Source organism: Stenotrophomonas sp. PAMC25021 (assembly GCF_004795795.1).
In the GTDB taxonomy this organism is placed as follows: domain Bacteria; phylum Pseudomonadota; class Gammaproteobacteria; order Xanthomonadales; family Xanthomonadaceae; genus Stenotrophomonas; species Stenotrophomonas muris.
In genome coordinates, this window is the sequence record NZ_CP039255.1 from 4,686,134 (window position 1) to 4,711,733 (window position 25,600).

Annotated in this window: 19 protein-coding genes; 6 read left to right on the plus strand and 13 right to left on the minus strand. The window is 67.2% G+C overall.

Features of this window, described 5'->3' with window-relative positions:
- Nucleotides 1-68: 68 nt before the first annotated feature.
- The 6 genes from lysS to E5790_RS21735 all read right to left on the minus strand — a co-directional run bounded on the left by lysS (nt 69) and on the right by E5790_RS21735 (nt 8,498).
- Nucleotides 69-1,580 (minus strand): lysine--tRNA ligase, encoded by a 1,512-nt coding sequence (lysS, locus tag E5790_RS21710; RefSeq protein ID WP_049440102.1) that lies wholly within the window; start codon nt 1,578-1,580, stop codon nt 69-71.
- Nucleotides 1,581-1,767: 187 nt separating this feature from the next.
- A complete protein-coding gene (locus E5790_RS21715) occupies nt 1,768-3,408 on the minus strand; it encodes an acetolactate synthase large subunit (RefSeq protein ID WP_111206961.1) in 1,641 nt (546 codons plus the stop codon).
- A gap of 62 nt (nt 3,409-3,470) precedes the next feature.
- Nucleotides 3,471-4,856 (minus strand): NAD-dependent succinate-semialdehyde dehydrogenase, encoded by a 1,386-nt coding sequence (locus E5790_RS21720; RefSeq protein WP_111206962.1) that lies wholly within the window; start codon nt 4,854-4,856, stop codon nt 3,471-3,473.
- Between the two features lie 646 nt (nt 4,857-5,502).
- Entirely contained in the window at nt 5,503-6,285 is a 783-nt protein-coding gene (locus E5790_RS21725) for a helix-turn-helix transcriptional regulator (RefSeq protein WP_021204557.1), read from the minus strand.
- 156 nt (nt 6,286-6,441) lie between these two features.
- Nucleotides 6,442-7,567, minus strand: a protein-coding gene (gene prfB, locus E5790_RS21730) for a peptide chain release factor 2 (RefSeq protein WP_014037064.1) whose coding sequence is annotated in 2 segments (ribosomal slippage) — nt 6,442-7,491 and nt 7,493-7,567 — 1,125 coding nt in all. Because the reading frame shifts where the segments join, the coding sequence is not laid out codon by codon here.
- A gap of 70 nt (nt 7,568-7,637) precedes the next feature.
- Nucleotides 7,638-8,498 (minus strand): LytTR family DNA-binding domain-containing protein, encoded by an 861-nt coding sequence (locus E5790_RS21735; RefSeq protein WP_032959458.1) that lies wholly within the window; start codon nt 8,496-8,498, stop codon nt 7,638-7,640.
- Nucleotides 8,499-8,673: 175 nt separating this feature from the next.
- Between E5790_RS21735 and E5790_RS21740 the strand changes: the two genes are divergently transcribed.
- The gene (locus E5790_RS21740; RefSeq protein ID WP_049440096.1) at nt 8,674-9,873 is read left to right on the plus strand and encodes an acyltransferase family protein; all 1,200 of its coding nucleotides are present in this window, start codon (nt 8,674-8,676) and stop codon (nt 9,871-9,873) included.
- A 102-nt stretch (nt 9,874-9,975) separates the two neighbouring features.
- Here E5790_RS21740 and E5790_RS21745 read toward each other — a convergent pair whose 3' ends face one another.
- A complete protein-coding gene (locus E5790_RS21745; protein WP_111206964.1) occupies nt 9,976-12,888 on the minus strand; it encodes a VIT domain-containing protein in 2,913 nt (970 codons plus the stop codon).
- Between the two features lie 142 nt (nt 12,889-13,030).
- A complete protein-coding gene (gene recJ / locus E5790_RS21750) occupies nt 13,031-14,788 on the minus strand; it encodes a single-stranded-DNA-specific exonuclease RecJ (protein WP_111206976.1) in 1,758 nt (585 codons plus the stop codon).
- 146 nt (nt 14,789-14,934) lie between these two features.
- On the opposite strand from recJ, the gene E5790_RS21755 reads away from it, so the two are divergent.
- Nucleotides 14,935-15,975, plus strand: a complete 1,041-nt coding sequence (locus E5790_RS21755; RefSeq protein ID WP_111206965.1) for a DUF1176 domain-containing protein — start codon at nt 14,935-14,937, stop codon at nt 15,973-15,975.
- Nucleotides 15,976-16,087: 112 nt separating this feature from the next.
- On the opposite strand, the gene E5790_RS21760 is transcribed toward E5790_RS21755, so the two are convergent.
- The 5 genes from E5790_RS21760 to E5790_RS21780 all read right to left on the minus strand — a co-directional run bounded on the left by E5790_RS21760 (nt 16,088) and on the right by E5790_RS21780 (nt 23,009).
- A complete protein-coding gene (locus E5790_RS21760; protein WP_014646995.1) occupies nt 16,088-17,005 on the minus strand; it encodes a Regulatory protein, RpfE type in 918 nt (305 codons plus the stop codon).
- Nucleotides 17,006-17,009: 4 nt separating this feature from the next.
- On the minus strand, nt 17,010-17,474 hold the full coding sequence (gene greA, locus E5790_RS21765) for a transcription elongation factor GreA (protein ID WP_026347191.1): 465 nt from the start codon (nt 17,472-17,474) through the stop codon (nt 17,010-17,012).
- Nucleotides 17,475-17,482: 8 nt separating this feature from the next.
- Entirely contained in the window at nt 17,483-20,725 is a 3,243-nt protein-coding gene (gene carB / locus E5790_RS21770) for a carbamoyl-phosphate synthase large subunit (RefSeq protein WP_014646994.1), read from the minus strand.
- A 149-nt stretch (nt 20,726-20,874) separates the two neighbouring features.
- Nucleotides 20,875-22,002, minus strand: coding sequence for a glutamine-hydrolyzing carbamoyl-phosphate synthase small subunit (carA, locus tag E5790_RS21775; protein ID WP_014646993.1), 1,128 nt, complete (start codon nt 22,000-22,002; stop codon nt 20,875-20,877).
- Between the two features lie 335 nt (nt 22,003-22,337).
- Entirely contained in the window at nt 22,338-23,009 is a 672-nt protein-coding gene (locus E5790_RS21780) for a dihydrodipicolinate reductase C-terminal domain-containing protein (protein WP_014646992.1), read from the minus strand.
- Nucleotides 23,010-23,129: 120 nt separating this feature from the next.
- On the opposite strand from E5790_RS21780, the gene E5790_RS21785 reads away from it, so the two are divergent.
- The 4 genes from E5790_RS21785 to E5790_RS21800 all read left to right on the plus strand — a co-directional run bounded on the left by E5790_RS21785 (nt 23,130) and on the right by E5790_RS21800 (nt 25,555).
- The gene (locus E5790_RS21785; RefSeq protein WP_111206966.1) at nt 23,130-23,909 is read left to right on the plus strand and encodes a 3-oxoacyl-ACP reductase; all 780 of its coding nucleotides are present in this window, start codon (nt 23,130-23,132) and stop codon (nt 23,907-23,909) included.
- Nucleotides 23,910-23,913: 4 nt separating this feature from the next.
- A complete protein-coding gene (locus E5790_RS21790) occupies nt 23,914-24,309 on the plus strand; it encodes a MerR family transcriptional regulator (RefSeq protein ID WP_111206967.1) in 396 nt (131 codons plus the stop codon).
- Nucleotides 24,310-24,364: 55 nt separating this feature from the next.
- Entirely contained in the window at nt 24,365-24,946 is a 582-nt protein-coding gene (locus E5790_RS21795; RefSeq protein ID WP_049408776.1) for an NAD(P)H-dependent oxidoreductase, read from the plus strand.
- A 147-nt stretch (nt 24,947-25,093) separates the two neighbouring features.
- Nucleotides 25,094-25,555 carry a DUF4304 domain-containing protein gene (locus E5790_RS21800; RefSeq protein WP_032959471.1) on the plus strand — a complete coding sequence of 154 codons (462 nt, stop codon included), beginning with the start codon at nt 25,094-25,096 and terminating at the stop codon, nt 25,553-25,555.
- Nucleotides 25,556-25,600 lie beyond the last annotated feature (45 nt).

A 25,600-nucleotide genomic window follows, 5' to 3' on the forward strand; every position in this document is an offset into this window, starting at 1 on the left:
TGCGGGACGCGTCAATCGCGCCGTCTCGTTTCGGGACGGCGCGCACAATCGGGAGTCAAAAAGACGACTTACTGCTCCGGACGCATGTACGGGAACAGCAGTACATCGCGGATCGAGCTGCTGCCGGTCAGCAGCATCACCAGGCGATCCACGCCGATGCCGAGGCCGCCGGTCGGTGCCATGCCGTACTCCAGCGCACGGATGTAGTCGGCGTCGTAGTGCATGGCCTCGTCATCGCCACCTTCCTTCGCCGCCACCTGGGCCTGGAAGCGCTGGGCCTGGTCTTCCGGATCGTTCAGCTCGGAGAAGCCGTTGGCCAGCTCCTTGCCGTTGACGAACAGCTCGAAGCGGTCGGTGTAGCCCGGGTCATTGTCGTTGGCACGGGCCAGCGGCGAGACCTCCACCGGATGGTCAGTGATGAAGGTCGGCTGGATCAGGGTGTGCTCAACGGTGGCCTCGAAGATCTCCAGCAGCAGCTTGCCCCAGCCGTAGGACGGCTTGACGCGGATCTTCAGGCGCTCGCAATGACGCAGCAGCGCATCGCGGTCGGTGCAATCGGCGACGGAGATTTCCGGGTTGTGGTGGCGGACTGCCTCGTCCATGCGCCAGCGGCGGAATGCCGGGCCCAGGTCGATCTTCGCGCCGTCCCATTCGACCTCGGTGCCACCGTTGACCGCCTTGGCCACGTCACGGATCACGCCTTCGGTCAGGTCCATGATCTCGTTGTACGTGGCATAGGCCTCGTACAGCTCCATCATGGTGAATTCCGGGTTGTGGCGGGTGCTGACGCCTTCATTGCGGAAGTTGCGGTTGATCTCGTACACGCGCTCAAGGCCACCCACGGTCAGGCGCTTGAGGTACAGCTCCGGCGCCACGCGCAGGTACAGGTCCAGGTCCAGCGCATTGTGGTGGGTGGTGAACGGCTTGGCCGCCGCGCCGCCGGGGATGTAGTGCATCATCGGCGTCTCGACTTCCAGGAAGTCGCGGTTGTCCAGCCACGCGCGCATGGCGCGGATGATCTTCGAGCGCTTGATGAACACCGCGCGCGACTCCGGGGTCACGATCAGGTCGACGTAACGCTGGCGGTAACGCTGCTCGACGTCGGCCAGGCCATGCCACTTGTCCGGCAGCGGGCGCAGCGACTTGGTCAGCAGGCGGATCGATTCGGCCTTGACCGACAGCTCGCCGGTCTTGGTACGGGTCAGGCCGCCTTCGACGGCGATGATGTCGCCCACGTCCCAGCCCTTGAAGGCGGTATAGGCATCGCCCAGCACCGCGCCCTGCAGGAACAGCTGGATGCGGCCGGACTCGTCCTGGATCTGCGCGAAGCTGGCCTTGCCCATGATGCGCTTGGCCATCAGGCGGCCCGCCATCTTCACCTGGCGGCCGTTGCCTTCCAGGGCCTCGGCGGTCCAGGTTTCGGCATCTGCGAATTCTTCCTGCAGGCGGCCGGCGAAGTCCTCGCGACGGAAGTCGTTCGGGTACGCGATGCCCTGCCCACGCAGCGCTTTGAGTTTCTCACGGCGCTCGGCGATCAACTTGTTTTCGTCGACGGGGGGGGTATCGGTAGCTTCGCTCATGGATCTGCGGGAATCGTGTAGTGAGGGGGGATGCAGCGCCCGGCACAGCCGGTTGCCCAGCATACCAAAACCGCCCAGCCCCAGCCCTGGGCCGGGCCCGCCCCGGTAGCCGCCAACCTTGGTTGGCGCCGTGCGTGTCGACCAAGGTCGACACCTACCGGGCGGATCGGCCGGCCCTGCTCCGCCGCTACCTGTTGCCGGGGAACGCCTGGCGCAACTCATCCACCAGCACCCGCTGGTTCTCCGAATAGTCCACCGGCACCGACACCAGGTGCACCCCGCCCTCGTTGAAGGCCGCTTCCAGGGTCGGGATGAACTGCTCGATGGCCGTCACCTCGTGGCCCTTGCAGCCATAGGCCTCGGCGTACTTCACGAAATCGGGGTTGCTGAAGGTCATGCCGTAGTCGGTGAATCCGTCCACGGCCTGCTTCCAGCGGATCATGCCGTAGGCACCGTCGTTGAGGATCAGCACCACCAGGTTCAGGCCCAGCCGGCGGGCCGTCTCCAGCTCCTGGCTGTTCATCATGAAACCGCCGTCGCCGCACACCGCCAGCACCCGCCGCTGCGGATACAGGATCGAGGCCATGATCGCCGACGGCAGGCCCGCGCCCATCGTCGCCAGCGCGTTGTCCAGCAGCAGCGTGTTGGCCACCTGGGTGCGGTAGTTGCGCGCGAACCAGATCTTGTACATGCCGTTGTCCAGCGCCACGATGCCATCCGGCGGCATCACCTGGCGCACGTCGTGCACCAGCCGCTGCGGGGTGAACCCGACCTCTTCGGCCCGGTCGGCCAGGTGTTCGAGGATGGTCGCGCGCAGCGGCAGCAGCGCAGCGGCATTCGGCACCGCGCCCTCGATGCGGTCGGCCAGCTGGGTCAGCGAACGACCGATATCGCCGATCACCTCCACCTGCGGGAAATACACCTGTTCCACCGCCGCCTGCGAGTACCCGATATGGATCACCGTCGGCCCACCCGGGCGCATCACGAATGGCGGCTTCTCGGTGACCTCGTGGCCGATGGTCACGATCACGTCGGCCTGGTCGATCGCCATGTGCACGTAATCGCGCTCGGTCAGCGCCGCGGTGCCCATGTACAGGCCTGAACCACCGGCCACCGCGCCCTTGCCCATCTGCGTGGTGAAGAACGGGATGCCGGCGCGCAGCACGAACGCGGACAGCGCGTCGCTGGACTGCGGCCGCGAGGCCGCCGAAGCGATCATCAGCAGCGGCCGCTTTGCATTGCGGATGAGCTCTGCTGCCCGATCCAGCGCCTCCGGGCTGGCAATGGGACGGTCCACCGCGTGCGGCGGAATCAGCGCCACGCCCTCGACCTCATCGGCAGCAATGTCTTCGGGCAGCTCCAGCAACACCGGGCCCGGGCGCTCTTCCTGGGCGACACGGAACGCCTCGCGGACGATGGTCGGAATGGTGCGTGCCGAGACGATCTGCCGCGCCTGTTTGGTCAGCGGCTTCATCGTGCCGACGATGTCGACGATCTGGAAGCGCGCCTGCTTGCTGGCGACGATGCCCTTCTGGCCGGTGATCATGATCACCGGCCACGCACCCAGCAGCGCATAGGCGGCGCCGGTGGTGAAGTTGAGCGCGCCCGGGCCGAGCGTGGCCAGGCATACGCCCGGCTTGCCGGTCAGGCGGCCGTAAGTGGCCGCCATGAACACCGCCGCCTGTTCGTGGCGGGTGATGACCAGTTCGATGCTGGAATGGCGGAGCGACTCGACCACGTCGAGGTTTTCTTCGCCGGGAATGCCGAAAATGCGCTCGACGCCTTCGTTCTCAAGTGCGGCGACGAGCAGATCTGAACCCTTGGACATCGGATGCCGTCCTTTGTGCTGGACTGATGGTGGATCGTTGCAGGAAGGATGAGAGCCGCGCGTCAATGCTTGTCGAACCACACTGTCTGCGCGTTGACGAATTCACGGATGCCGAAGTGCGAGAGCTCGCGGCCGAAGCCACTCTTCTTCACACCGCCGATCGGCACGCGAGGGTCGGAAGCGGAGAAGCCGTTGACGAACACACCGCCGGTCTGCAGCCGGCGCGCCAGCTGCATGGCCCGCGCGCGGTCACCGGTCCACAGGTTGCCGCTGAGGCCGAACTCGCTCTGGTTGGCCAGTTCCACCGCGTGGTCGGCATCGCGGGCGCGGCTGATCGAGGCCACCGGCCCGAACGTTTCCGTGTCAAAGGCCTGCATGCCCGGCTCCACGTCCGCCAGTACGGTGGGCGCGTAGAACGCGCCCGGGCGATCGAGCTGATGGCCGCCGACGAGCAGCTTCGCGCCTGCGTCCACCGAGGCGCGCACCTGCGCGTCCAACTGTTCCAGCAGGTCCTGGCGTGCCATCGGACCAACGCGATTGCCCGCTTCACGGCCATCACCGATGGTCAGCGCCTGCACTTTCTGGCAGAACTGCGCCACGAAGCGGCCGTACACCGCGTCTTCAACGATGATGCGCTTGCCGGCAATGCAGACCTGCCCGGTGTTCTGGAAGCGCGAGGTCACCGCCGCATCGACGGCCGCATCCAGGTCAGCGTCAGCCAGCACGATGAACGGATCCGAGCCGCCCAGTTCCAGCACCACCTTCTTCAGCGCCTGCCCGGCCTGGGCAGCGATGCTGCGGCCTGCGGCCACGCTGCCGGTCAGGGTGACGGCGGCGATGCGGTCATCGGCGATCGCACGGCTGGTACCCTCGCGGCTGATGTTGGCGGCGATGAAGGTGCCTTCCGGCAGCCCGGCATCACGCCAGGCGGCATCGAGCAGCTGCGCGGTGCCGACGATGTTCTCGGCCGGCTTCAGCAGGAAGCCGTTGCCGCCCATCAGGATCGGTACCGCCGCGCGCATCACCTGCCAGTACGGGAAATTCCACGGCATGATGCCCAGCACCACGCCCAGCGGCAGGTAGGACACGTAAGCCTTGTCGTCGGGCACCTGGGTCGGCTCGTCGCGCAGGAACTGCGCACCGTGGTCGGCGTACCAGTCGCACAGCACGGCACACTTCTCGATCTCGGCCAGTGCTTCGGCCTGGACCTTGCCCATTTCGGCAGTGGCCAGCGCGGCCAGCGTCTCGCGGTCACGGCGCAGTACGCCCGCCATCGCACGCAACACCTGCGCTCGCTGTTCCAGGCTGCGGGCGCTCCAGGCGGCGAAACCGGCCTGACCGCGATCGAGGATCGCTTCCAGCTCGGCATCCGTGGCGAAGGGATGGCTGGCGATCTGCTGGCCGGTGGCCGGATCGCGGGAAATGGCGGTGGTGGGGGCAGCGGACATGCAGGTCTCCTGGTGTCTCGTCGACGGGCGGCGGCCCGTCTCCTGCACAGGAATGTGGACCCGATTGGCGGAGGCAACAAGGCGTCTGCTTATCCTGTGACCTGCACTTACCTGTCTGAATGGGGGCTCTTGCAGGGCTGCGCCCTGCACCCGCAGAGGCAACGGCAACAGCCGAAGCAGCAGCAACAGCGGGCTATCCGTGGGATGGCGAGGTGGGTCCGGTTGCGGGAGACGCCGTAAACCCGTCCTTGGGGGCTTGGCCGCGGCATCCATGCCGCGGACACTCCCGCAACCGGACCCACCCCGCCTTCGACGGTTTTCCGCGATCTGTCGGAAATGCTCTTGGGGTCAGATCCGTTTTCCATAGGAAAACGGATCTGACCCCGGAATTTCTTTCGATATCTGACAGATGTGTCGACCAAGGTCGACACCTACCAACAGCCGCGTGAACCTTTCAAAGGTGGGGCGGTGTCGGAGTGCGGGGTGTCAGCCGCATGGATGCGGCTGCCAAGCCCCCAGGGACGGGTTTACGGCGTCCCCGCACTCCGACACCGCCCCGCCAACCCACGGAATCCAGCTCTAGCTCTGGCTCTGGCTTTGGCCGTTGCATTGAGCAGGTGCAGGGCTGCAAGCCCTGCCGACCAACCTACCTACGCGGCAGGTAAGTGACCAGGGAAAGATCGTGCCGGCTCTCCGGCACCAGCGCCACGTACTGCAGGTCCAGCAGCCCGCGCGTGGGATGGTTCAGCTTCTTCGCACCCTCATCGAACCGGCGCACGTCGTGCTCCGGCCACCACTGGCGGAACTCCTCGCTATGCGCCGCGATGTCCTCCACCAGCGCCAGGAACGGCGCCTTGTCCGGCGCCTGCGCCATCGCCGCACGGAAGCCTGCCAGCAGGCCGCGGGTCATTTCTTCCCAGTTGAGGATCAGCGTGCGGTAGGGCGGGTACAGGAACATCAGCCGCAGCGTGTTGCGCTCATGCGGCGCCAGTTGGCTGTAGTCCACGAACAGATCGGCGATGGCCGGGTTCCAGGCCAGGATGTCGAAGCGGGTGTTGCGCACATAGGCCGGGATCGGCTGCATCGCCTCCACCAGCTGGCGCAAGCCGTCGGTCACGCTCTCGTCCGGTGATTCCAGCGGCACGCCGTAGCCGGACAGCGCGAACGCGTAGGCGCGTTCGTCGTCGCTCATGCGCAGCACCTGCGCCAGGCGCTCCAGCACCTCGGGCGAGGCGCGCACTTCACGGCCCTGCTCGATCCAGGTGTACCAGCTGACGCTCACCCCGATCGCCAGCGCGACTTCCTCGCGCTTCAGGCCCGGGGTACGCCGGCGCCCGGCCGGCAGGCCGAGCGTGGCAGGATCGACACGGGCGCGGCAGGCCTTGAGAAAGCCGCCGAGTTCCTTGCGTTCACTTTCGCTGCGCATCATCGCTACCGCCGTACCCGTTGTAGCGTCGAGCCATGCTCGACGCATCTGCTACTGCGCCAACAGCAGCCGAGCATGGGCTCGGCCCCACATCGGAAGCGTGATCAGCCACCCTCGGCGTTGCGCACGAGGGTGACGATATCCGCGCAGGCGCGCCGATCAGGCATCGACGCGCTTGGAGCCCACGGCCAGGCCGGCCTTCAGGCTGGCCTCGACGAACTCGTCCAGGTCGCCGTCCAGCACCTTCTGCGTGTCCGACCGTTCGATGCCGGTGCGCAGGTCCTTGATGCGGCTCTGGTCCAGCACGTAGTTGCGGATCTGGCTGCCCCAGCCGATGTCGGACTTGGTGGCTTCCACCGCGTCCTTCTCGGCGTTGCGCTTCTGGATCTCCAGTTCATACAGCTTGGCGGCCAGCATCTTCATCGCGTTGTCGCGGTTCTGGTGCTGGCTGCGGCCGGTCTGGCAGGCCACGACGATGTTGGTCGGGATGTGGGTGATACGCACCGCCGACTCGGTCTTGTTCACGTGCTGGCCACCGGCACCGGACGAACGGTACACGTCGGTACGCAGGTCGGCCGGGTTGATGGTGATGTCGATGTTGTCGTCGATTTCCGGCGACACGAACACCGATGTGAAGCTGGTGTGGCGGCGGTTGTCCGAGTCGAACGGCGACTTGCGCACCAGGCGGTGCACGCCGGTCTCGGTCTTCAGCCAGCCATAGGCATAGTCGCCTTCCACGCGCAGCGTGGCCGACTTGATGCCGGCAACGTCGCCACCGGACACTTCCATCAGTTCGGTCTTCCAGCCGCGCGACTCGCACCAGCGCAGGTACATGCGCAGCAGGATCTCGGCCCAGTCCTGGGCTTCAGTGCCGCCGGCACCGGCTTGGATGTCGACGAACGCCGCCGCATTGTCCATCTCGCCGGAGAACATGCGCTGGAACTCCAGCTTCTCCACGTGGGCCTGGTGCTTGTCCAGGTCGGCGACCACGGCCAGGGCGGTGTCCTCGTCCTGCTCGGACTCGGCCAGCTCCAGCAGCTCGGTGGCATCGTTCAGGCCATCGAGCACCGAGGCGATGCCGCCCACGGTCTTTTCCAGGCTGGAACGTTCGCGGCCCAGGTTCTGGGCGTACTCGGCGTTGTTCCAGACGTCGGGGCTTTCCAGCTCCCGCGTTACTTCTTCAAGACGCTCTTTCTTGGCGTCGTAGTCAAAGATACCCCCGAAGCGACAGCACGCGATCGGTCAGATCGGTGATGCGCTGGCGGACAGGATTCAGTTCGATCATGTCGGCGGTTATGCATTCAAAAGATGACTGGTAATGATACCGCAGGCTGCGGGTGCCCGGAATGAGGGCCTCACCCTGCCCCCAGCGCCTGCCGCAGCAGCGGCAGCTGGCGCCGGCTGCACGGCACTTTCGCCCCGTCGGCCATGTGCAGCAGGGCCTCGCCACCGTCCAGCGGCTCGATCGAGCGCAGCTGGCCCCGATGGATCAGCCAGCTGCGGTGCGGGCGCAGGAACTCGCCCGGGTCGAGCCGCTGCTCCAGCACCGCCATGGTGATCCGCAGCGGATAGTCGTGGCCGCGTACCCGCAGGTTCACATAGTTCCCCGCGGCCTGGGCATACTCCACGTCCGCCGTGGCGACCAGGAACTCCTTGCCCAGCTTGCGCACCAGGAAGTGCTGGGGGCGCTCGACCGGCTCCACCGGCGGGCCGACGTCCGGCTCGGCCAGCAGGCTCGCCTCGCCCTGCCTGCGCCGGCCGAACCAGCTGGCAAAGTGCTCCAGTGCCACGAACATCGCAAACGTGCGTACATCCTTCAGGTATTCGTAGGCAAAACGCTCCAGCCAGCCGGCATCATCCTGGTAGCGATGGCCCAGCGACCCGTAGGCCAGGTGCCGCAGCAGCACCATCCCCACCACGTGCAGCAGCGACCAGCCGACGCTGGCCAGCAGATACAGCGGCAATCGCCGCTTCCAGGTATCGGCATGCAGCGGCCAGCGCTCGCAGCCCCACCACAGCAGCGGCAGGGTCAACAGGACCAGGCCGAGGCTGCTGAACTCCCAGATCATCGGCTCCCACAGCCCGAGATCGGCGCCGCGGCGACTGGCGTCCATCACTTCCACCAGCGCATTGGTCACTGCCGAGGCCGACAGGATCGCCGCCCATACCAGCAGCCGGGTTGAAGTACGCCAGCGCGATGGTCGGCCCTGAGTCATTGCTGCATCCATGTCGTTGCGGTGCTCCAGCCTGCCTCAAGGGACAAAGGGTAGCGGCTCCATTGATCCCACCACCCCCGCCATTGGTCACTGCGTCGGTTCCAGCGGCCCCTTGCCAGTCGCCGCACGGACCGGGCGGCGTCACCTTGGCTCGACTCTCCGGCACACCACCACCATGACCCGACGCTACGACATCGACGCCCTGCGCGTGTTCGCCTTCGCCCTGCTGATCCTCTACCACACCGCCATGGCCTACGTGGACGACTGGGGCTTTCACCTCAAGAGCGTGCATACCGCCGAATGGCTGCAGTGGCCGATGCTGTTCGTCAACCGCTGGCGGATGTCGCTGCTGTTCCTGATCTCGGGTATCGCCATCGCGCTGATGCGGCCGGAAGGCAGGTTGCTGCGCTTCGCCGGCCTGCGCACCTGGCGGCTGCTGCTGCCGCTGCTGTTCGGCATGTTCGTGATCGTGCCGATCCAGCCCTATTGCGAAGGCGTGGCCAACGGCCACGTGGCACCCGGCTTCGGCCAGTTCCTGCTGCGCTACTGGCAGGTGCGGCCGTGGCCGGAAGGCAGCTTCGCCGGCTGGCAGTACGGCATCACCTGGAACCACCTGTGGTACCTGGCCTATCTGTGGAACTACACGCTGGCCTTGGCCCTGTTGATGCCATTGCTGGGAACGGCGGTGGTTCGCCGCGCGATGGCGCTCTGCGCAGCATCGCCGATGCTGCTGATCGGCCTTCCGTCCGCCCTGCTGCTGGCCTGGGTGATCTGGCTGGAGCCGATCTACCCGTCCACCAATGCCCTGCTCGGCGACTGGTACCAGCACGCGAAGTACGCGACGGTGTTCCTGGCCGGCTACCTGCTGGGTCGTGAACCGGTGTTCTGGGAGCGCGTGGTCGCCCTGCGCCGCACCACGCTATGGCTGGCGCTGGCTGCCGTCGGCTGGTATCTGGGGTTGCGCATCCTCGGCCAGGTATTGCCCGCCGATTCCCAGCTGCGGCAATGGCCCGAACCGTTCTGGGACCTGCAGGGCCGGGCCAGCCAGTCGCTTTACGTATGGACCGCGCTGCTGGCCATCCTCGGCTGGGGAAAGGTCTTCCTCGATCGCCCGTTCCGCTGGCTGCCGTACTGCACCGAGGCGATCTATCCCTGGTACATGCTGCACCAGAGCCTGATCATCGTGCTGCTGTTCTGGCTCAAGCCACTTCAGTTGGGCCCGTGGATGGAACCGGCCCTGCTGCTGGCCGGTACTGTCGGCGGCTGCCTGCTGATCCATGAGTTGCTGATCCGTCGCGTGCGTTGGCTGCGGCCCCTGTTCGGCCTGCGTGCGAATCCGCCGGCGGCGCCAATGGCGCGCACCGCAGTAGTGTAGAGCCGAGCCCACGCTCGGCTGCTTCTGCCATGAGCCGAGCGCAGGCTCGGCTCTACATTGAGGCAGTCGAGCCAGCTCGACTCTACACGGGTGCCCGAGCGATCAACGCACCTCGAACTCGCCCACCAGCACGGTTTCGGCGCGATCCTTCAGCCGCATCGTCACCATCTGGTCCTTCTGCTTGGCCGTGCCCCAATGGGTGGTCAGGCGCAGCATCAGCGTCGTCGCACCGGTCACCAGCTGCTGGCGACTGCCGAAATAGTTCGCCTCGACCTTGTACTTGCCCGGCTTGGCGTTGCGCAGCGAGAACTGCTCGGGGCCATAGCCGCCGGTGAAGTCCTGCGACATCCGCCCGCCCTGGTAGGTCTGGCGGTTGCCGTAGTAGGCACGCTCGCCGTTCGGGTCGGTCACCCACAGGTCCATGTCGCTGTTGTCGGCATCCCAGGACAGCACCACGCGCAGGTCCAGCGGCATTGCCTGCAGCAGGCGCGGGTCGATGGCCGAGGTATCCAGCCGTGGCGTGCTGCGCGCCACCAGGTTGGTCAGCTCATCCAATGCGATCAGGGCGATGCCATCGAAGCGGCTGTCCCACGGCCGCACCACCACCTGGTACAGCGGCGCCAGCGCCTGCTGCGGCTTGCCGGCCGCTGCCAGCGCCAGGCCCAGGTCGCGGAAGCTCTGCGGTTCTTCCTGGCCCATCGCCAGCACCTGCTCGAACACCGGCACCGCCAGTGCCGGGGCATCAGCCTGCATCAGCCGGTAGCCGAGCACGCGCAGCAGATGCCGGTTGTCCAGATCCATCTCGGCCAGGTTCGACAGTACCCGCAGTGCCAGTTCGCGCTGGCCCTGCTCCAGCAGCAGGTCGGCCACATCGAGGAAGAACGCGCTGCTGTCGGCGTGGGCATCGCGCTCGGCCAGATAGCGGTCGTAGAGTTGCGACGGCGGGCCCTCGCGCAGGCGCCGGGCGATGGCCGAGTCCGGCTGCCAGGCCGCCAGCTGGATGCCGAGTTGGCCGTCGTTGGCAGCAGCGGGCGCAGCGACACGGCCACCAGTGACCGTGATTGAATCCAGGGCATTGTTCGATGCAGGCGCTGAGCGACGCGCACGCGCGCTGCTGGCTTCCATGCGCTGCTCGGCGGCGGCGGCCATCGGTGCCGGGGCGGGTGGTGCCGCCGGCGCCGGCGCGGCGAGCATCGCCACCGGCGCTGATTCCATCGCGTAGTCCGCGGAGGCCACTTCGAGTGCCCCGCCCTTCGGCTGCGGCGGCACACCCTTCGGCCAGCTGCGGTTCCACCACTGCTGGCGCTCCTTCCAGCGAGCGGCCACTTCATCCAGGCGCTGGCGATCGGCTGCGGCGCGATCACTTACCTGCACTGCAAACCTGGCGTCGTACTCGGCGCGCAACGTGCCCGAAGGGCGGATCGCATAGCGCAGGTAGTCCTCCAGCGTCTCCAGCACGATCAGCGAGGTATCCGGCCCGACCAGGCCGAACTGTTGTGACAGGCGCTGCATCGCCTCACGGTTGCCACGGCGGTCGGCGGCCAGCTGCTGCAGGCGCGCCTGCGCCCACAAGCCTGCCAGCAGTTCACCGTCTTTGCTCTTCTGCGTGGCGGGCAGCGCCTGCCATTCGCCGCCACCCACGCGCACCCGCATCGGCACGCCGTCGGCCGCCAGTCGTGCATGCAGCCACAACCAGCCCTGGGCTTCACTGCGACGATCGATCACCACGTCCTGCACGCCGCGCCCTGCATCGACCTGCACATCCAGCGGCGACGACAGCAGCTCACGGGCGGCCAATTCGACATCCTTCCCCAGCGCTACGAAGCGACCGCCATGCGCTTCGCTCCATCCACGCAGTCGCACGGCATCGGTGCGCGCGCCGGCGCTGCTGACCGCAAACAGGCGTTGGTCCGGCGCCATCGCCGGCAGCTGTTCCGGCCCATAGGTCAGCAGGCCATCGCTGAACAGCAGGTATTCCTTCACGCTCGATTGCGGCTGCCACTGCGCCAGCGCGCTGGCACCGTCCGGGCGTACGGCCTGCAGTGCCGCACGCAGCTCACTCCAGTTACCGGCGCGGATGCGGAAGCGCCTTACCGGCTCGGCGCGATCCCGCAGCACGGTCAAGGCCACGGTGCCGTCACCCAGCGCAGCGAAGTAGCGATCCAGCAGGGCGAACTCCCGTGAGCGATCGCGCTGTCCCGCCGATCCGGAGCCGTCCCACAGCAGGCCGATCTCGCTGGGCAGCGTGCGCGGCTTACTGCTGGCCGCCACCGGCAGTTGTGCCAGCAGGTAGTGCCCATCCTGCCAGGGCGCCACCTGGACCTGCGCCTGACGTGCTGCCGGCAGGTTCCACTGCAGCTGCTGCGGCAACTGCGCGCCCTTGCCCTGCCACAGCAGTTGGCCCGCGCTGATGCGGAAGGGTGCCGTACCTGCAGTGGTCGCGCCGGGTGTCTGCAGTTTCAGTTCAACCGAGGCCGCGCCGGCGGCGAACTGCAGCGGCAGCGTCCACTGCCAGCCTTGTCCGGCGAAGGCCAACGGCTCGCGAATCACCAGCTCCACGCGCCGGCTACCGCCGGCCGGCAGCGGGTAGATGCGCAACCGGAACTGGTTGCCGGCGGTCTGTTCCAGCAGGCCCGGGTCGACCCCGCGACGGGCGATCTCCTCGAACACCTGGCGGCCGCGATCCTTGGGCACCGGCACCGCGTCACGCATCTCGCCGTTGATATCCAGCGCGAAGCCGCTGACCTGCTGACCGTCGGCCAGCGGGAACTGCAGCTCGCCCTCCAGCACGCGCCGGTTCGGGTTGTGGAATTCCAGTGTGATCCGGGTCTGGGCGATGCCGGCCTGGACTTCGCCTTCGATGCGGGCGTGTCGCAGCTGCACCGCCTGCTCGGCGGCCGGGGCAATCAGCAAAGGCATGCTGGCCTGCGGCCGGGAGATCGGCGGCGACTGCGCGCCAGCGGGCCAGGCCGCGAGGGCCAGCAACAACACAGTGCAGCAACGGACGAAGACCATGAGCGGACTCCAGTGGGATCGTGAACCTTTGAACGCACCAGCAACCGTAATGGGGTTGGCGCCCCCAAAAAGGGGACGGAGGGGATTAAGTCGCAATTGGCAAACGAGGCACAAGCGACTTAATCCCCTCCGTCCCCTTTTTCTATGCGGGCAGGCAGTGCTCCACGATCAGCTGGATGGCGCTGCCGCCGCGATAGTCGTCGCAGGCGAGGCGATAGGCGAGATGCACATGGCGACCGGGCGCGTTGCCGTGCCAGCCGCCGAAATGGATGGCGTTGATCGTGCCGGGTACGCCGGGCAGGCGCAGTTCCAGCTTCAGGTGACGCTCCTTCAGCACGCGCCAGTTGGCCACTTCGAAGTGGCCGTCGAACAGTGGCTCGGGGAAACCCTGGCCCCACGGCCCGGCCAGGCGCAACGCATCGGCGTGGCGATGGTCCAGCTCGTCCGCCGCCAGTTCGCCATCACTGAGGACCTGCTGCTGCAGTGCCGCCGGATCGAGCATTTCCAGCACCACGGCGACGAAGGCGGCCTTGAAGTCATCGACGTGGTCACGCCGCAGGCTGAGCCCGGCCGCCATGGCGTGGCCGCCGAAGCGTTCGATCAGGCCCGGATGGCGCGCGTCGACCAGCGCCAGGGCGTCACGGATGTGCAGGCCGGGAATCGAGCGCGCCGAGCCACGCAGGGTGTCGGCGCCCGGTTCGGCCGGGGCAAAGGCGATCACCGGGCGATGCAGGCGATCCTTCATCTTCGATGCGACCAGGCCAACCACACCCGGATGCCAGTCGGCATCGAACAGGCAGGCCGCCACCGGTCGCTGCCCCGACATGTCGAGCACCACGCGGGTCAACGCCTGCTCGGCATCGTCGGTCATCGACTGCTGCACGGCGCGCCGTTCCGAATTGATCTGCTCCAGCGTCTGCGCGATCTCGCGCGCCTGGCGCGGGTCTTCGGTCAGCAGCAGCGCGATGCCCAGCGCCATGTCTTCCAGCCGGCCCGCGGCATTCAGGCGCGGGCCGAGCGCGAAGCCGATGTCGGTGGCTGTGAGCCGCGCGGCATCACGGCCGCTGGCTTCGATCAGCGCACGCAGGCCGACACAGCCCTGCCCCGCGCGCAGACGCCGCAGGCCCGCGCTGACCAGTGCCCGGTTGTTCGGATCCAGCGCCACCAGGTCGGCGACGGTGCCGACCGCCACCAGGTCCAGCAGCGTGGTCAGGTCCGGCCCCTTGCCATCGGCGAAGACGCCGGCCTCGCGCATGTGCCGGCGCAGCGCCATCAGCACGTAGAAGATCACGCCGACGCCGGCCAGCGACTTGCTGGGGAAGGCATCACCGTCGAGATTGGGATCGACGATGACATCGGCCGGCGGCAGCTGCGGCCCGGGTAGGTGATGGTCGGTGACCAGCACCTGCCAGCCCCGCGCCTTGGCCGCGGTCACACCCGCATGGCAGGCGATGCCGTGGTCGACCGTGACCAGCAGGTCCGGCTGCAGCTCGGCCAGCTCCTCCACCAGAGAAGGTGACAGGCCGTAGCCGTGCACCATTCGGTTCGGCACCGCGTGGAAGACATGCTGCGCGCCGAGCATGCGCAGGCCACGCACGCCGACCGCACAGGCGGTGGCGCCATCGCAATCGAAATCGCCGACCACCAGGATGCGCTTGTCATTGGCGATGGCCTCGATCAGCAGGCCCACCGCATCATCGATGCCGGTCAGCAGCTCGGGGGCGTGCAGATTGCCCAGTTTCGGCTGCGCCAACTCCGGTGTACCCGCGCCCCGGTTGGCATAGAGACGCGCCAGCAGCGGCAGCGTGCCCTCCGGCCAGCTGCCGGGCGCAACCGCATCGCGGCGGCGGATCGTCGGCGTATCAGGGAATGGCTGCACAGCATCGGCGGCAAGGGACATCGGCATCGCCGGGTTGCGGAAGACATCCCCATGATAGCGCGGGGTCGGATCTCTCTGCCCGCAGGAGGCTCCCCCCCTGATCGCGAGCATTTGGAATCTGCCAGCATATCTTCCATGCTTGTCGGCCCTGAAATGGACTTCAACGCATGCATCGCACGCTCCTTCCCGCGCTGCTGGGCCTCGCCCTGGCCCCGGCCGCCCACGCCGCCACGCCCGAACCGAAGGCCGGCGTGCAGTTCCAGCACAACGACTGGTCGCTAGCCTGTGACAGCACCCGCACCTGCCGCGCCGCCGGCTACAGCCCGGAAGAACCCGGCAATCTGCTCAGCCTGATGCTGGAACGCGCGGGCGGCCCGGGTACGAAGGTGCTCGCGCGGCTGCGCAATGGCGAGGATGGCGAAAGCCCGACGCCGACCGGGGCGCTGCGCCTGCGCCTGAACGGCAAGGACCTGGGCCCGGTGCACGACACCGGCGACGGGGACAACGTGTTGTTGCAGCAGGCACAGACCGATGCACTGGTCGCCGCACTGCCGCGCCAGGCACGCATCGAGATCATCGACGGCAAGGGCAAGGCGTGGCCGATCTCCGACAGCGGCGCAGCGGCCGTACTGCTGAAGATGGACGAGGCCCAGGGCCGGCTGGGCACGCCCGGTGCGCTGGTGCGGCGTGGCGACAAGCCCGAAGCGAGCGTGCCTGCGGCGTTGCCGGTGCCAGTGATCGTGCGCGGCACGCTGATGGCACCGCGCGCCTCGGACGCGGCGCTGGCCAAGGCACCGGGCCTGCGCAAGGCGCTGATCGCCAGCCTGCCGAAGCCGGATGAGTGCGGCCGCCTGAGCGATGGCGGGACAGATGAGATCGAGATCCAGCGACTGGACGCCCAGCATGTACTGGCAAGCACCAGTTGCTTCGTGGGTGCCTACAACATGAGCAACGCCTACTGGGTGGTGCGAGACAGATCGCCTTACCAGGCGACCTTTGTCACCAACCTGGCCGAAGATTTTGACCGCGATGACGCTACGCTGCGAGGCCGCTCCCGAGGCCGCGGTGTCGGCGATTGCATCTCCGCCAATGACTGGGTGTGGGACGGGGAGCGCTTCGTGAAGAGCAGCGATTTCACGACGGGCCAGTGTCGCAATATGCTCGGCGGGCACTGGACACTGCCGACGGTGGTCAGCGAGGTCCGTTGAGGCGCCGCTACCTGCGGTAGTGCCGGCCGCTGGTCGGCAACCCCGACAAACCCTGGGAGTCAGAGCCGTTTTCCGATGGAAAACGGATCCGACCCCGATCGGTCGACCCCGATCAATCGTGAAGCTGCCGCGGCTTCTTCCAGAACTGCCAGCGCTGGCCGCGGTCCAGCTGGAACTGCAGGCCGTCCTCGAAATCGAGCACCAGCCGCTGCAGCTCGCCACGCTTGAGCGCGGCCAGCAGCGGCCGGATTGCATCATTGCCGAGCTGCTGCAGCGAACGCAGCTGGCGCAGGTCGACCAGTGCATCCACCGCCTGTTCGCCATCCACGGCTACGCCAGCCGCCAGGGCCAGGCCCTGCAGCAGGGCATCGCGGCTGCGCACCTGTGCGTGCGGCGTGCTGACCGACACCGGCATCACGCCACCGCCCCAGAACCACAGCGAATTGATCGGCTGTTGTCCCTGAGCGGCGCGCTGCTGGTTCCAGGAATGGTTGTGCAGCAGTACCTGCGCTTCGGTCATCAGCGCCCGCCAGCGACGGCCGCCCTCGCCCTCCGGCAGATGCGAGAACAGGTCATCGCCCAGCACCTCGTCCGGACTATTGAAGTCCGGCAGCACCAGGTCGATTGGAAGCCGCAGGTACCAGCGCGACGGGTCCGGTGCGTCAAGCACGAACCCGGCATCGGCAAACAAGGGCTGCAGCACCGGCAGCAGGGCCAGGCTGTCGGCCAGCGTCGGCCGCAGCGTTTCGCCGTAGGCCATCATCCGCGCGCCATGCATGTCCGGCACCATGCAGGCCGGATCGGCACGCAGCCAGCTGGCGCCGGCGGCATCGCCGACGTCGCGCTGGCGGGTCAACGCGGCCACCGGCCAGTGCGGCGCGGCAACCGCAAAATGGCGCGTCAGCTGCGCGCGTTCGCCCGGCGCGACCTGCACGGTCGTGGCACGGCCGAGCGCACGTGCCACATCGTCCGGCAACGCAGCCGCGGCAAAGCGGCTGCGGGCCGGCAACAGCAGGGTCGCCGTTGCCACCGTGTCAGTCCACGTAGCTGACGCTGACGATCTCGTACTCGCGCTGGCCGGCCGGGGCGTCGATCACGATCGAATCGCCTTCCAGCTTGCCGATCATCGCGCGCGCCACCGGCGAGGAAATCGCGATCAGGCCCAGCTTGATGTCCGCTTCCAGGTCACCGACGATCTGGTACTTCTTCTCTTCGTCGGTTTCCACGTCGGCCAGCGTCACGCTGGCGCCGAACACCACCTTGGAGCCGGCGTTGAGCTTGCTCACGTCGATGATCTCGGCGTGCGACAGCTCGCCTTCCAGCTGCTTGATGCGGCCTTCGATGAAGCCCTGTTCCTCGCGCGCGGCGTGGTACTCGGCGTTCTCCTTCAGGTCGCCATGCTCACGCGCTTCGGCGATGGCGGCGATCACCTTCGGGCGCTTGACCGACTTCAGGTGATCCAGTTCGTCGCGCAGCTTCTGCGCGCCCTTCATGGTGATGGGGGCTCTCATGCATTCAACTCCTTGTGCAGCTCCTGCAGCGACCAGACGGGACCGGTGCCGCGGAATTCCAGTGAATCCACCAGCGCCTTGGCGCCGGCAATGGTGGTCGAGTAGGTGACGCGATGCTGCAGCGCCTCGCGACGGATCGAGAACGAGTCGTTGATCGCCGAACGACCTTCGGTCGTGTTGACGATGTAGACGATCTCGCCGTTCTTGATCGAGTCGACGATGTGCGGACGGCCTTCGACCACCTTGTTGATGATCTCGCAGTCCATGCCGTGCTGCTGCAGCCAGGCGGCGGTGCCACGGGTGGCGACCAGGCTATAGCCACGCGCCAGCAGCGCCTTGGCCACCGGCAGCACGCGCTTCTTGTCCGGATCACGCACCGAGACGAAGGCCTTGCCAACCGGCGGGGCCTTGATGCCGCCGGCTTCCTGCGCCCGCGCGAAGGCGGCGTTGAAGGTGCGGCCCACGCCCATCACCTCACCGGTGGAGCGCATCTCCGGCCCGAGGATCGGGTCGACGCCCTGGAACTTGGCGAACGGGAAGATCGCTTCCTTCACCGAGTAGTAGTCCGGCACGATTTCCTTGGTCGCGCCCTGCTCCGCCAGCGTCTTGCCGGCCATGCAGCGGGCGGCGATCTTGGCCAGCGGCATGCCGGTGGCCTTGGACACGAACGGCACGGTGCGCGAGGCACGCGGGTTCACTTCCAGCAGGTAGATGGTGTCGGCACCCTCGTCACTGGTCTGGATCGCGAACTGGGTGTTCATCAGGCCGACCACGTTCAGGGCCTTGGCCAGCTCCACCACCTGGCGGCGCAGCTCGGCCTGGGTTTCAGCCGACAGCGAGTACGGCGGCAGCGAGCACGAGGAATCGCCCGAGTGCACGCCGGCTTCTTCGATGTGCTCCATCACGCCACCGATCAGGACGTTGCCCTGGGCATCGGCAATGATGTCGACGTCGCACTCCACGGCGTTGTCGAGGAAGCGGTCCAGCAGCACCGGCGAATCGTTGGACACCTTCACCGCGTCGCGCACGTAGCGGGCCAGGTCGGCTTCGCCATAGACGATTTCCATCGCACGGCCACCCAGCACGTAGCTCGGGCGCACCACCAGCGGGTAGCCGATCTCGCGGGCCAGCAGCAGGGCTTCCTGGTCGTTGCGGGCGATGCGGTTCGGCGGCTGCTTCAGGCCCAGCGTGTCGACCAGCTGCTGGAAGCGCTCGCGGTCTTCGGCCAGGTCGATCGAGTCCGGGCTGGTGCCGATCACCGGCACGCCATTGGCTTCCAGCGCGCGCGCCAGCTTCAGCGGGGTCTGGCCGCCGTACTGCACGATCACGCCCTTCGGCTGTTCCAGTTCGACGATCTCCAGCACGTCTTCCAGGGTCAGCGGTTCGAAGTACAGGCGGTCGGAGGTGTCGTAGTCGGTCGACACGGTTTCCGGGTTGCAGTTGACCATGATGGTTTCATAGCCATCCTCGCGCAGCGCCAGTGCGGCGTGCACGCAGCAGTAGTCGAACTCGATGCCCTGGCCGATGCGGTTCGGGCCACCGCCCAGGATCATGATCTTGTCGCGGTTGCTCGGCGCGGCCTCGCACTCGTCCTCGTAGGTCGAGTACAGGTAGGCGGTACCGGTGGAGAATTCACCCGCACAGGAGTCCACGCGCTTGTAGACCGGGCGCACCTTGTGCGCACGACGCAGCGCGCGGATGGCGGCTTCATTGGTGCCGGTCAGCTGCGCCAGGCGCGCATCGGAGAAGCCAGCACGCTTCAGCTTGCGCAGGCGTGCGGCGTCCAGCGCGTCGATGCCACCGGCCGCGACTTCGCCTTCTGCAGCGATGATTTCCTCGATCTGGTCCAGGAACCAGTGGTCGATGAACGACAGTGCGTAGATCTCTTCCACGCTCATGCCGGCGCGGAACGCATCGGCGACGAAGAACAGGCGCTCCGGGCCCGGCGCCTTCAGCTCGCGACGCAGGGTCTGCAGGTCGTCTTCGTTGGCCAGGTCCAGGCCGGTCGGGTCGAAGCCGACCTTGCCGGTTTCCAGGCCACGCAGGGCCTTCTGCACCGACTCCTGGAAGGTGCGGCCCATCGCCATCACCTCGCCCACCGACTTCATCTGGGTGGTCAGGCGGGCGTCGGCGGCCGGGAACTTCTCGAAGGCGAAGCGCGGGATCTTGGTGACGACGTAATCGATGGACGGCTCGAACGAGGCCGGGGTCAGGCCGCCGGTGATCTCGTTCTTCAGTTCGTCCAGGGTGTAACCCACGGCGAGCTTGGCGGCGACCTTGGCGATCGGGAAGCCGGTGGCCTTGGAGGCCAGCGCCGAGGAACGTGACACGCGCGGATTCATCTCGATGACGACCACGCGGCCGGTCTTCGGGTTGATGCCGAACTGCACGTTCGAGCCACCGGTATCGACGCCGATCTTGCGCAGCACGGCGATGGAGGCATCGCGCAGGCGCTGGTATTCCTTGTCGGTGAGGGTCTGTGCCGGCGCCACGGTGATCGAGTCACCGGTGTGCACGCCCATCGGGTCCAGGTTCTCGATCGAGCAGACGATGATGCAGTTGTCCGCGGTATCGCGGACCACTTCCATCTCGAATTCCTTCCAGCCCAGCACCGACTCTTCCACCAGCACCTCGGTGGTCGGCGACAGTTCCAGGCCGCGGCTGACGATCTCGACCAGCTCTTCGCGGTTGTAGGCGATGCCGCCACCGCTGCCGCCCAGAGTGAAGCTGGGGCGGATGATGGTCGGGTAGCCGACGCGGGTCTGGATCTCCAGCGCTTCGTCCAGGGTGTGGGCGACGGCGGCGGTCGGGCATTCCAGGCCGATCTCACCCATGGCCACGCGGAACAGCTCGCGGTCTTCGGCCATGCGGATCGCTTCGCGCTTGGCGCCGATCAGTTCGACGTTGTACTTCTCCAGCACGCCGTTGTCGGCCAGGTCCAGCGCGCAGTTCAGCGCGGTCTGGCCACCCATGGTCGGCAGCAGCGCATCGGGCTTTTCCTTGGCGATGATCTTCTCGACCGTCTGCCAGTTGATCGGCTCGATGTAGACGGCGTCGGCCATCTCCGGGTCGGTCATGATCGTGGCCGGGTTGCTGTTGACCAGCACCACGCGGTAACCCTCGTCACGCAGGGCCTTGCAGGCCTGGGCGCCGGAGTAGTCGAACTCGCAGGCCTGGCCGATGACGATCGGGCCAGCACCGATGATGAGGATGGTCTTGAGGTCAGTGCGCTTGGGCATTTTCTTCTCTAAGTCAGTACAGCGTGACAAGGGGGAGTGATCGCACGCTGTCGATCAGGAATCTTGATCCGCAGCGCCGCGCCGGGGGCAGCAGCGATGCGGGGTTTACGGTCCATCGCGACGCCACCGGGGGGCCGGCGGCGTACTGATCACGCCTTGGCCTGCTCCATCAGCACCACGAAGCGGTCGAACAGCGGACCGACATCGGTCGGGCCCGGCGACGCTTCCGGGTGGCCCTGGAACGAGAACGCCGGCACGTCGGTGCGGGCGACACCCTGGTTGGTGCCGTCGAACAGCGAACGGTGGGTCACGCGCAGGGTCGGCGGCAGGGTCGCTTCATCGATCGCGAAGCCGTGGTTCTGCGAGGTGATCATCACCCGGCCGCTGTCCAGGTCCTGCACCGGGTGATTGGCACCGTGGTGGCCATGGCCCATCTTCATGGTCTGCGCGCCCGAGGCCAGGCCCAGCAGCTGGTGGCCCAGGCAGATGCCGAAGGTCGGGATCTTCACATCGATGAAGGTCTTGATCGCTTCGATGGCGTAGTCACACGGCTCCGGGTCACCCGGGCCGTTGGACAGGAACACGCCGTCCGGCTTCAGGGCCAGCACTTCGGCGGCCGGGGTCTGCGCCGGTACCACGGTCACTTCGCAGCCACGCTCGGCCAGCATGCGCAGGATGTTGGTCTTCACGCCGAAGTCGTAGGCCACGACCTTGAACCGGGCCGGCACGCTGACGAAAGCGTTGGCATCCAGGTCCAGCTGGCCCTCGGTCCAGGTGTAGGTCTTCTCGGTAGTGACGACCTTGGCCAGATCCATGCCCTTCAGCCCCGGGAACTTGCGGGCGGCTTCCAGTGCCTTTTCCACGTCGATGTCGCCGGCCATCAGCGCACCGTTCTGCGCGCCCTTCTCGCGCAGGATGCGGGTCAGCTTGCGGGTGTCGATGCCGGCGATGGCGACCACGCCACGCTGGATCAGCCAGTCCTGCAGCGACACCTGGCTGCGCCAGTTGCTGGGGCGGCGCGGAACGTCGCGCACGATCAGGCCGGCCGACCACACCTTGGACGCTTCGTTGTCCTGGTCGGTCATGCCGGTGTTACCGATATGCGGATAGGTCAGCGTGACCATCTGCCGGGCGTAGGACGGGTCGGTCAGCACTTCCTGATAGCCGGTCATGGCGGTGTTGAACACCACCTCACCGACGGACAGGCCGGGCGCGCCTACGGATTCGCCCTCGAATACGGTGCCGTCTTCGAGGACGAGGATTGCGGCTTGGGTCACGGGAATCTCACTTTGGCTACCGAGGGGGCTGCCGAAGTCACGCCTGCGCTTCACGGAAATCCGGTTGCAAAAAAGCGCGGACGTACGGTCTGGGACCGGTCCGGCTTTCGTGATTCGGCGAGTGCGAATTGTAGCGCTGCCGGGGCGCTCGCGCCAGCGGTTATCGCGCTTCATGAACAGGCGATTGCGCATTCATTTCAATCCGGCGGCGTATGCAGGCCGGAGGCGGGGTCGGATACTTTCCCGAATGGGAAAGGCTCTGACCCCAGGCGCCCTCGGATGGGGTCAGAGCCCTTTCCGCAGGAAAGGGATCCGACCCCACGAATCAGCCCGCCCTACTGCAGCAGGTCCCGCACCCGGTAGCTGCCCGGCGCCCGCCCCTGCAGCTGGCGGGCGGCGAACAGGGCGCCGCGGGCGAAGATGTCGCGGTTGGTGGCCCGATGCACCAGCTCGATGCGCTCGCCCAGACCGGTGAACTGCACCAGGTGCTCGCCCACGATGTCACCGGCACGCAGGCTGGCGTAGTGCGGCTCCGCCCCGCCCCGCTGCGCGGCCGCGCCCAGGGTCAGCGCGGTGCCCGACGGCGCGTCCTTCTTCTGGGTGTGGTGCGATTCGACGATGTCGCAGTCCCAGCCGGCCAGCGCCTGCGCCGCGCGCTCCACCAGCTCGTCCAGTACCGCCACGCCCAGGCTGAAGTTCGAGGCCCATACCAGCGGGATCTTCGCCGCCGCGGCCTCCAGCGCCTGGCGCTGCGTGCTGGAGATACCGGTGGTGCCCGACACCAGCCCGGCACCCCGCTCCACGCACAGCGCCAGCATCGGGTCGAAGCCCTCCGGCAGGCTGAAGTCGATCGCCACATCGAACACCGGCGCGCCGGGCAGCTCACTGGCGCCGAAGAACGGCACGCCGTCGACCACGCGCTGTGCCGGCGCACGGCCGGTCACTGCGGCCACGATCTGCAGGGTTTCAGGATGTTCGGCGGCCAGCCGCAGCAGGGCCTGGCCCATGCGCCCGGAGGCACCGTGAATGAGCAATCGCAGAGGAGTCTGGTTCATGCCTGCAGGCTAGCGGCAGCACGCCCGCTCCGGCAAGCGCCATCGCTGCTACGCTGCATGCCCTTTCATGCAATGGATGGCAGCTCCCTCATGCAGATCAGCGAACAGCTGGTGCTGATCACCGGCGCCGGCCGCGGCCTTGGCCAGCACATCGCCCGCGCGTTCGCGGCGCAGGGTGCGCGCGTCATCGTCAACTACCACCGCAGCGAAGGCCCCGCACGGGCGCTGGCCGCCGAGCTGGGCGGACAGGCGATCGCGCTGCCGGCCGACGTCACCGACCGCAGCCAGGTCGATGCAATGCTGCAGCACGCCCTGGCCCACTTCGGCCAGGGTGTCACCACGGTGGTCAACAACGCGCTCGCCGCGTTCTCGTTCAATGGTGATGCCCGCGACGGCGCCGCCGATATCGGCTGGTCGGCGTTCCAGGCGCAGTTCGAGGGCAGCGTGCGCGGCGCGCTGAACACCGTGCAGGCCGCCCTGCCCGGCATGCAGGCCCGCCGCTTCGGCCGCATCATCAACATCGGCACCAACCTGTTCCAGAACCCGGTCGTGCCCTACCACGACTACACCGCCGCCAAGGCCGCGCTACTGTCCCTCACGCGCACGCTGGCCGGCGACCTCGGCCCGCATGGCATCACCGTGAACATGCTGTCCGGCGGCCTGCTGCGCACCACCGATGCCAGCGCTGCCACGCCGGAGGCAGTGTTCGACTACATCGCCGCCAACACGCCACTGCGCAGCGTTACCACGCCAGCAGAATTCGCCGATGCCGCGCTGTTCTTCGCCAGCCCCTGGTCGCGCGCGGTGACCGGGCAGAACCTGGTGGTCGATGGCGGGCTGGTGCGGGACTGAGCCAATGCGCATTTCCGAGGTCAGCCGCCTGACCGGCGCCAGCGCCAAGGCCATCCGCCTGTACGAGGCGCACGGACTACTGCCGCCGGTGCCTCGGCTGAACCGCTATCGCGACTACAGCGAACAGGATGTGGCCTGGGTGCAGCTGATCCGCCAGGCGTTGGCGCTGGGCATCACCCTGGCCGCGATCTCCCGCCTGCAGGGCCGCGACGGACGGCTCGACTGGCCCGCGGTGCTGGCCCTGCTTGAGCAACAACGCAGCCGCATCGCCAGCGAGCGGGCACGGCTGGCGCAGGTCGAGCTCGACCTGCAGCAGGTCAGCGACGAACTGCGGCAGTGGCTGCACTCCGGTAGCGGTGACTGCATCCTGGAACCCAGCGGCTGCGCCGCTGGTGGTTGACTCTGCCCCAAGGGCATAGCCCAACCTCGCGCACTTTCCATTGCCCGAGGTTGCCGTGTCCCGTTCCATCCTGATCCTGCTCGGCCATCCCGACCGCGACAGCCTGTGCGGTGCCCTCGCCCAGCGCTACGCCACCGCCGCCGAGAATGCTGGCCATCGGGTGCGCCTGATCGCACTGGGCGAACTCGAGTTCGATCCGGTGCTGCGCCATGGCTACCGCCAGATCCAGCCGCTGGAAGCCGACCTGCAGGACACTGCGGATGCGATCGAGGCCTGCGACCATCTGGTGCTGGTCTATCCCACCTGGTGGGGCGCGATGCCGGCGCTGCTGAAGGGCTTCTTCGATCGCGTGCTGCTGCCGGGGTACGCCTTCCGCTACCGGCGCGATTCAGTCTGGTGGGACCGGCTGCTGGCCGGTCGCAGCGCACGGGTGATCACCACGCTGGATACGCCGCCCTGGTATTACCGCTGGATCTACCGCGACCCGGGCATCACCCAGATCCGCGCCACTATTCTGGAATTCTGCGGCATCCGCCCGGTGCGGGTCAGCCGACTCGGTGCGGTGCGCAGCAGCTCGCCGGAGCAACGCAACCGGTGGCTGGCGTTGGCAGCGGAGCTGGGCTCACGGGCCAACTAGCTAGAGGAGCGTGCGAACCAAGGTTCGCACCCACCTGGAGCGTTCGCACCCACATGGGGCGCTCGTTGCGGGTGTCGCGTTTGCCAATTGACCGTCAGGCACTGCGCCTCAAGGCTGTGGGCCCTTGTTACGGCCCAGGCAAAGCCCATGAAATCCTCGACTGTCTTCAGCAAGTGCGCCAGGAAGACCGGCTTTGCCGGGACGTCGACGACCCGCTACCGCTTGCTGGACGCCGCGCTGCTTGTCGTGAATCACCAGCGCGCCAGCGAAAGCCGGGGCTTCTATGTGAATGCTGGACTCTACTTTCCGGAACTGCTCGCGTATCCCCTCGCGCCTGACGATCTTGAAACGGCTTTCCGGTACCGCTCCAGCATCCCCACGCCCCATGTCGACTGGCGGATCGAAGAAACGCCGGGCCTGCGCCGCACCTTCATCCAGCAGGATCTTGAAGATCTGCTGGAGGCCGGTAACCGCGACGCGTTGAAGGCCCTGCTGCTCGATGCCCTGGCCGACGTGGCGGGTTTCGCGGCAGCCCATGGGAACAGGGAATCGGTGCGGCGATTGAACCGGGACGGGAGCTTCCGGGCAATCATCCGCAGAGAAGTCTGAACCCCGAGAGCGTGCGAACCAAGGTTCGCACCCACAGGGCGAAGG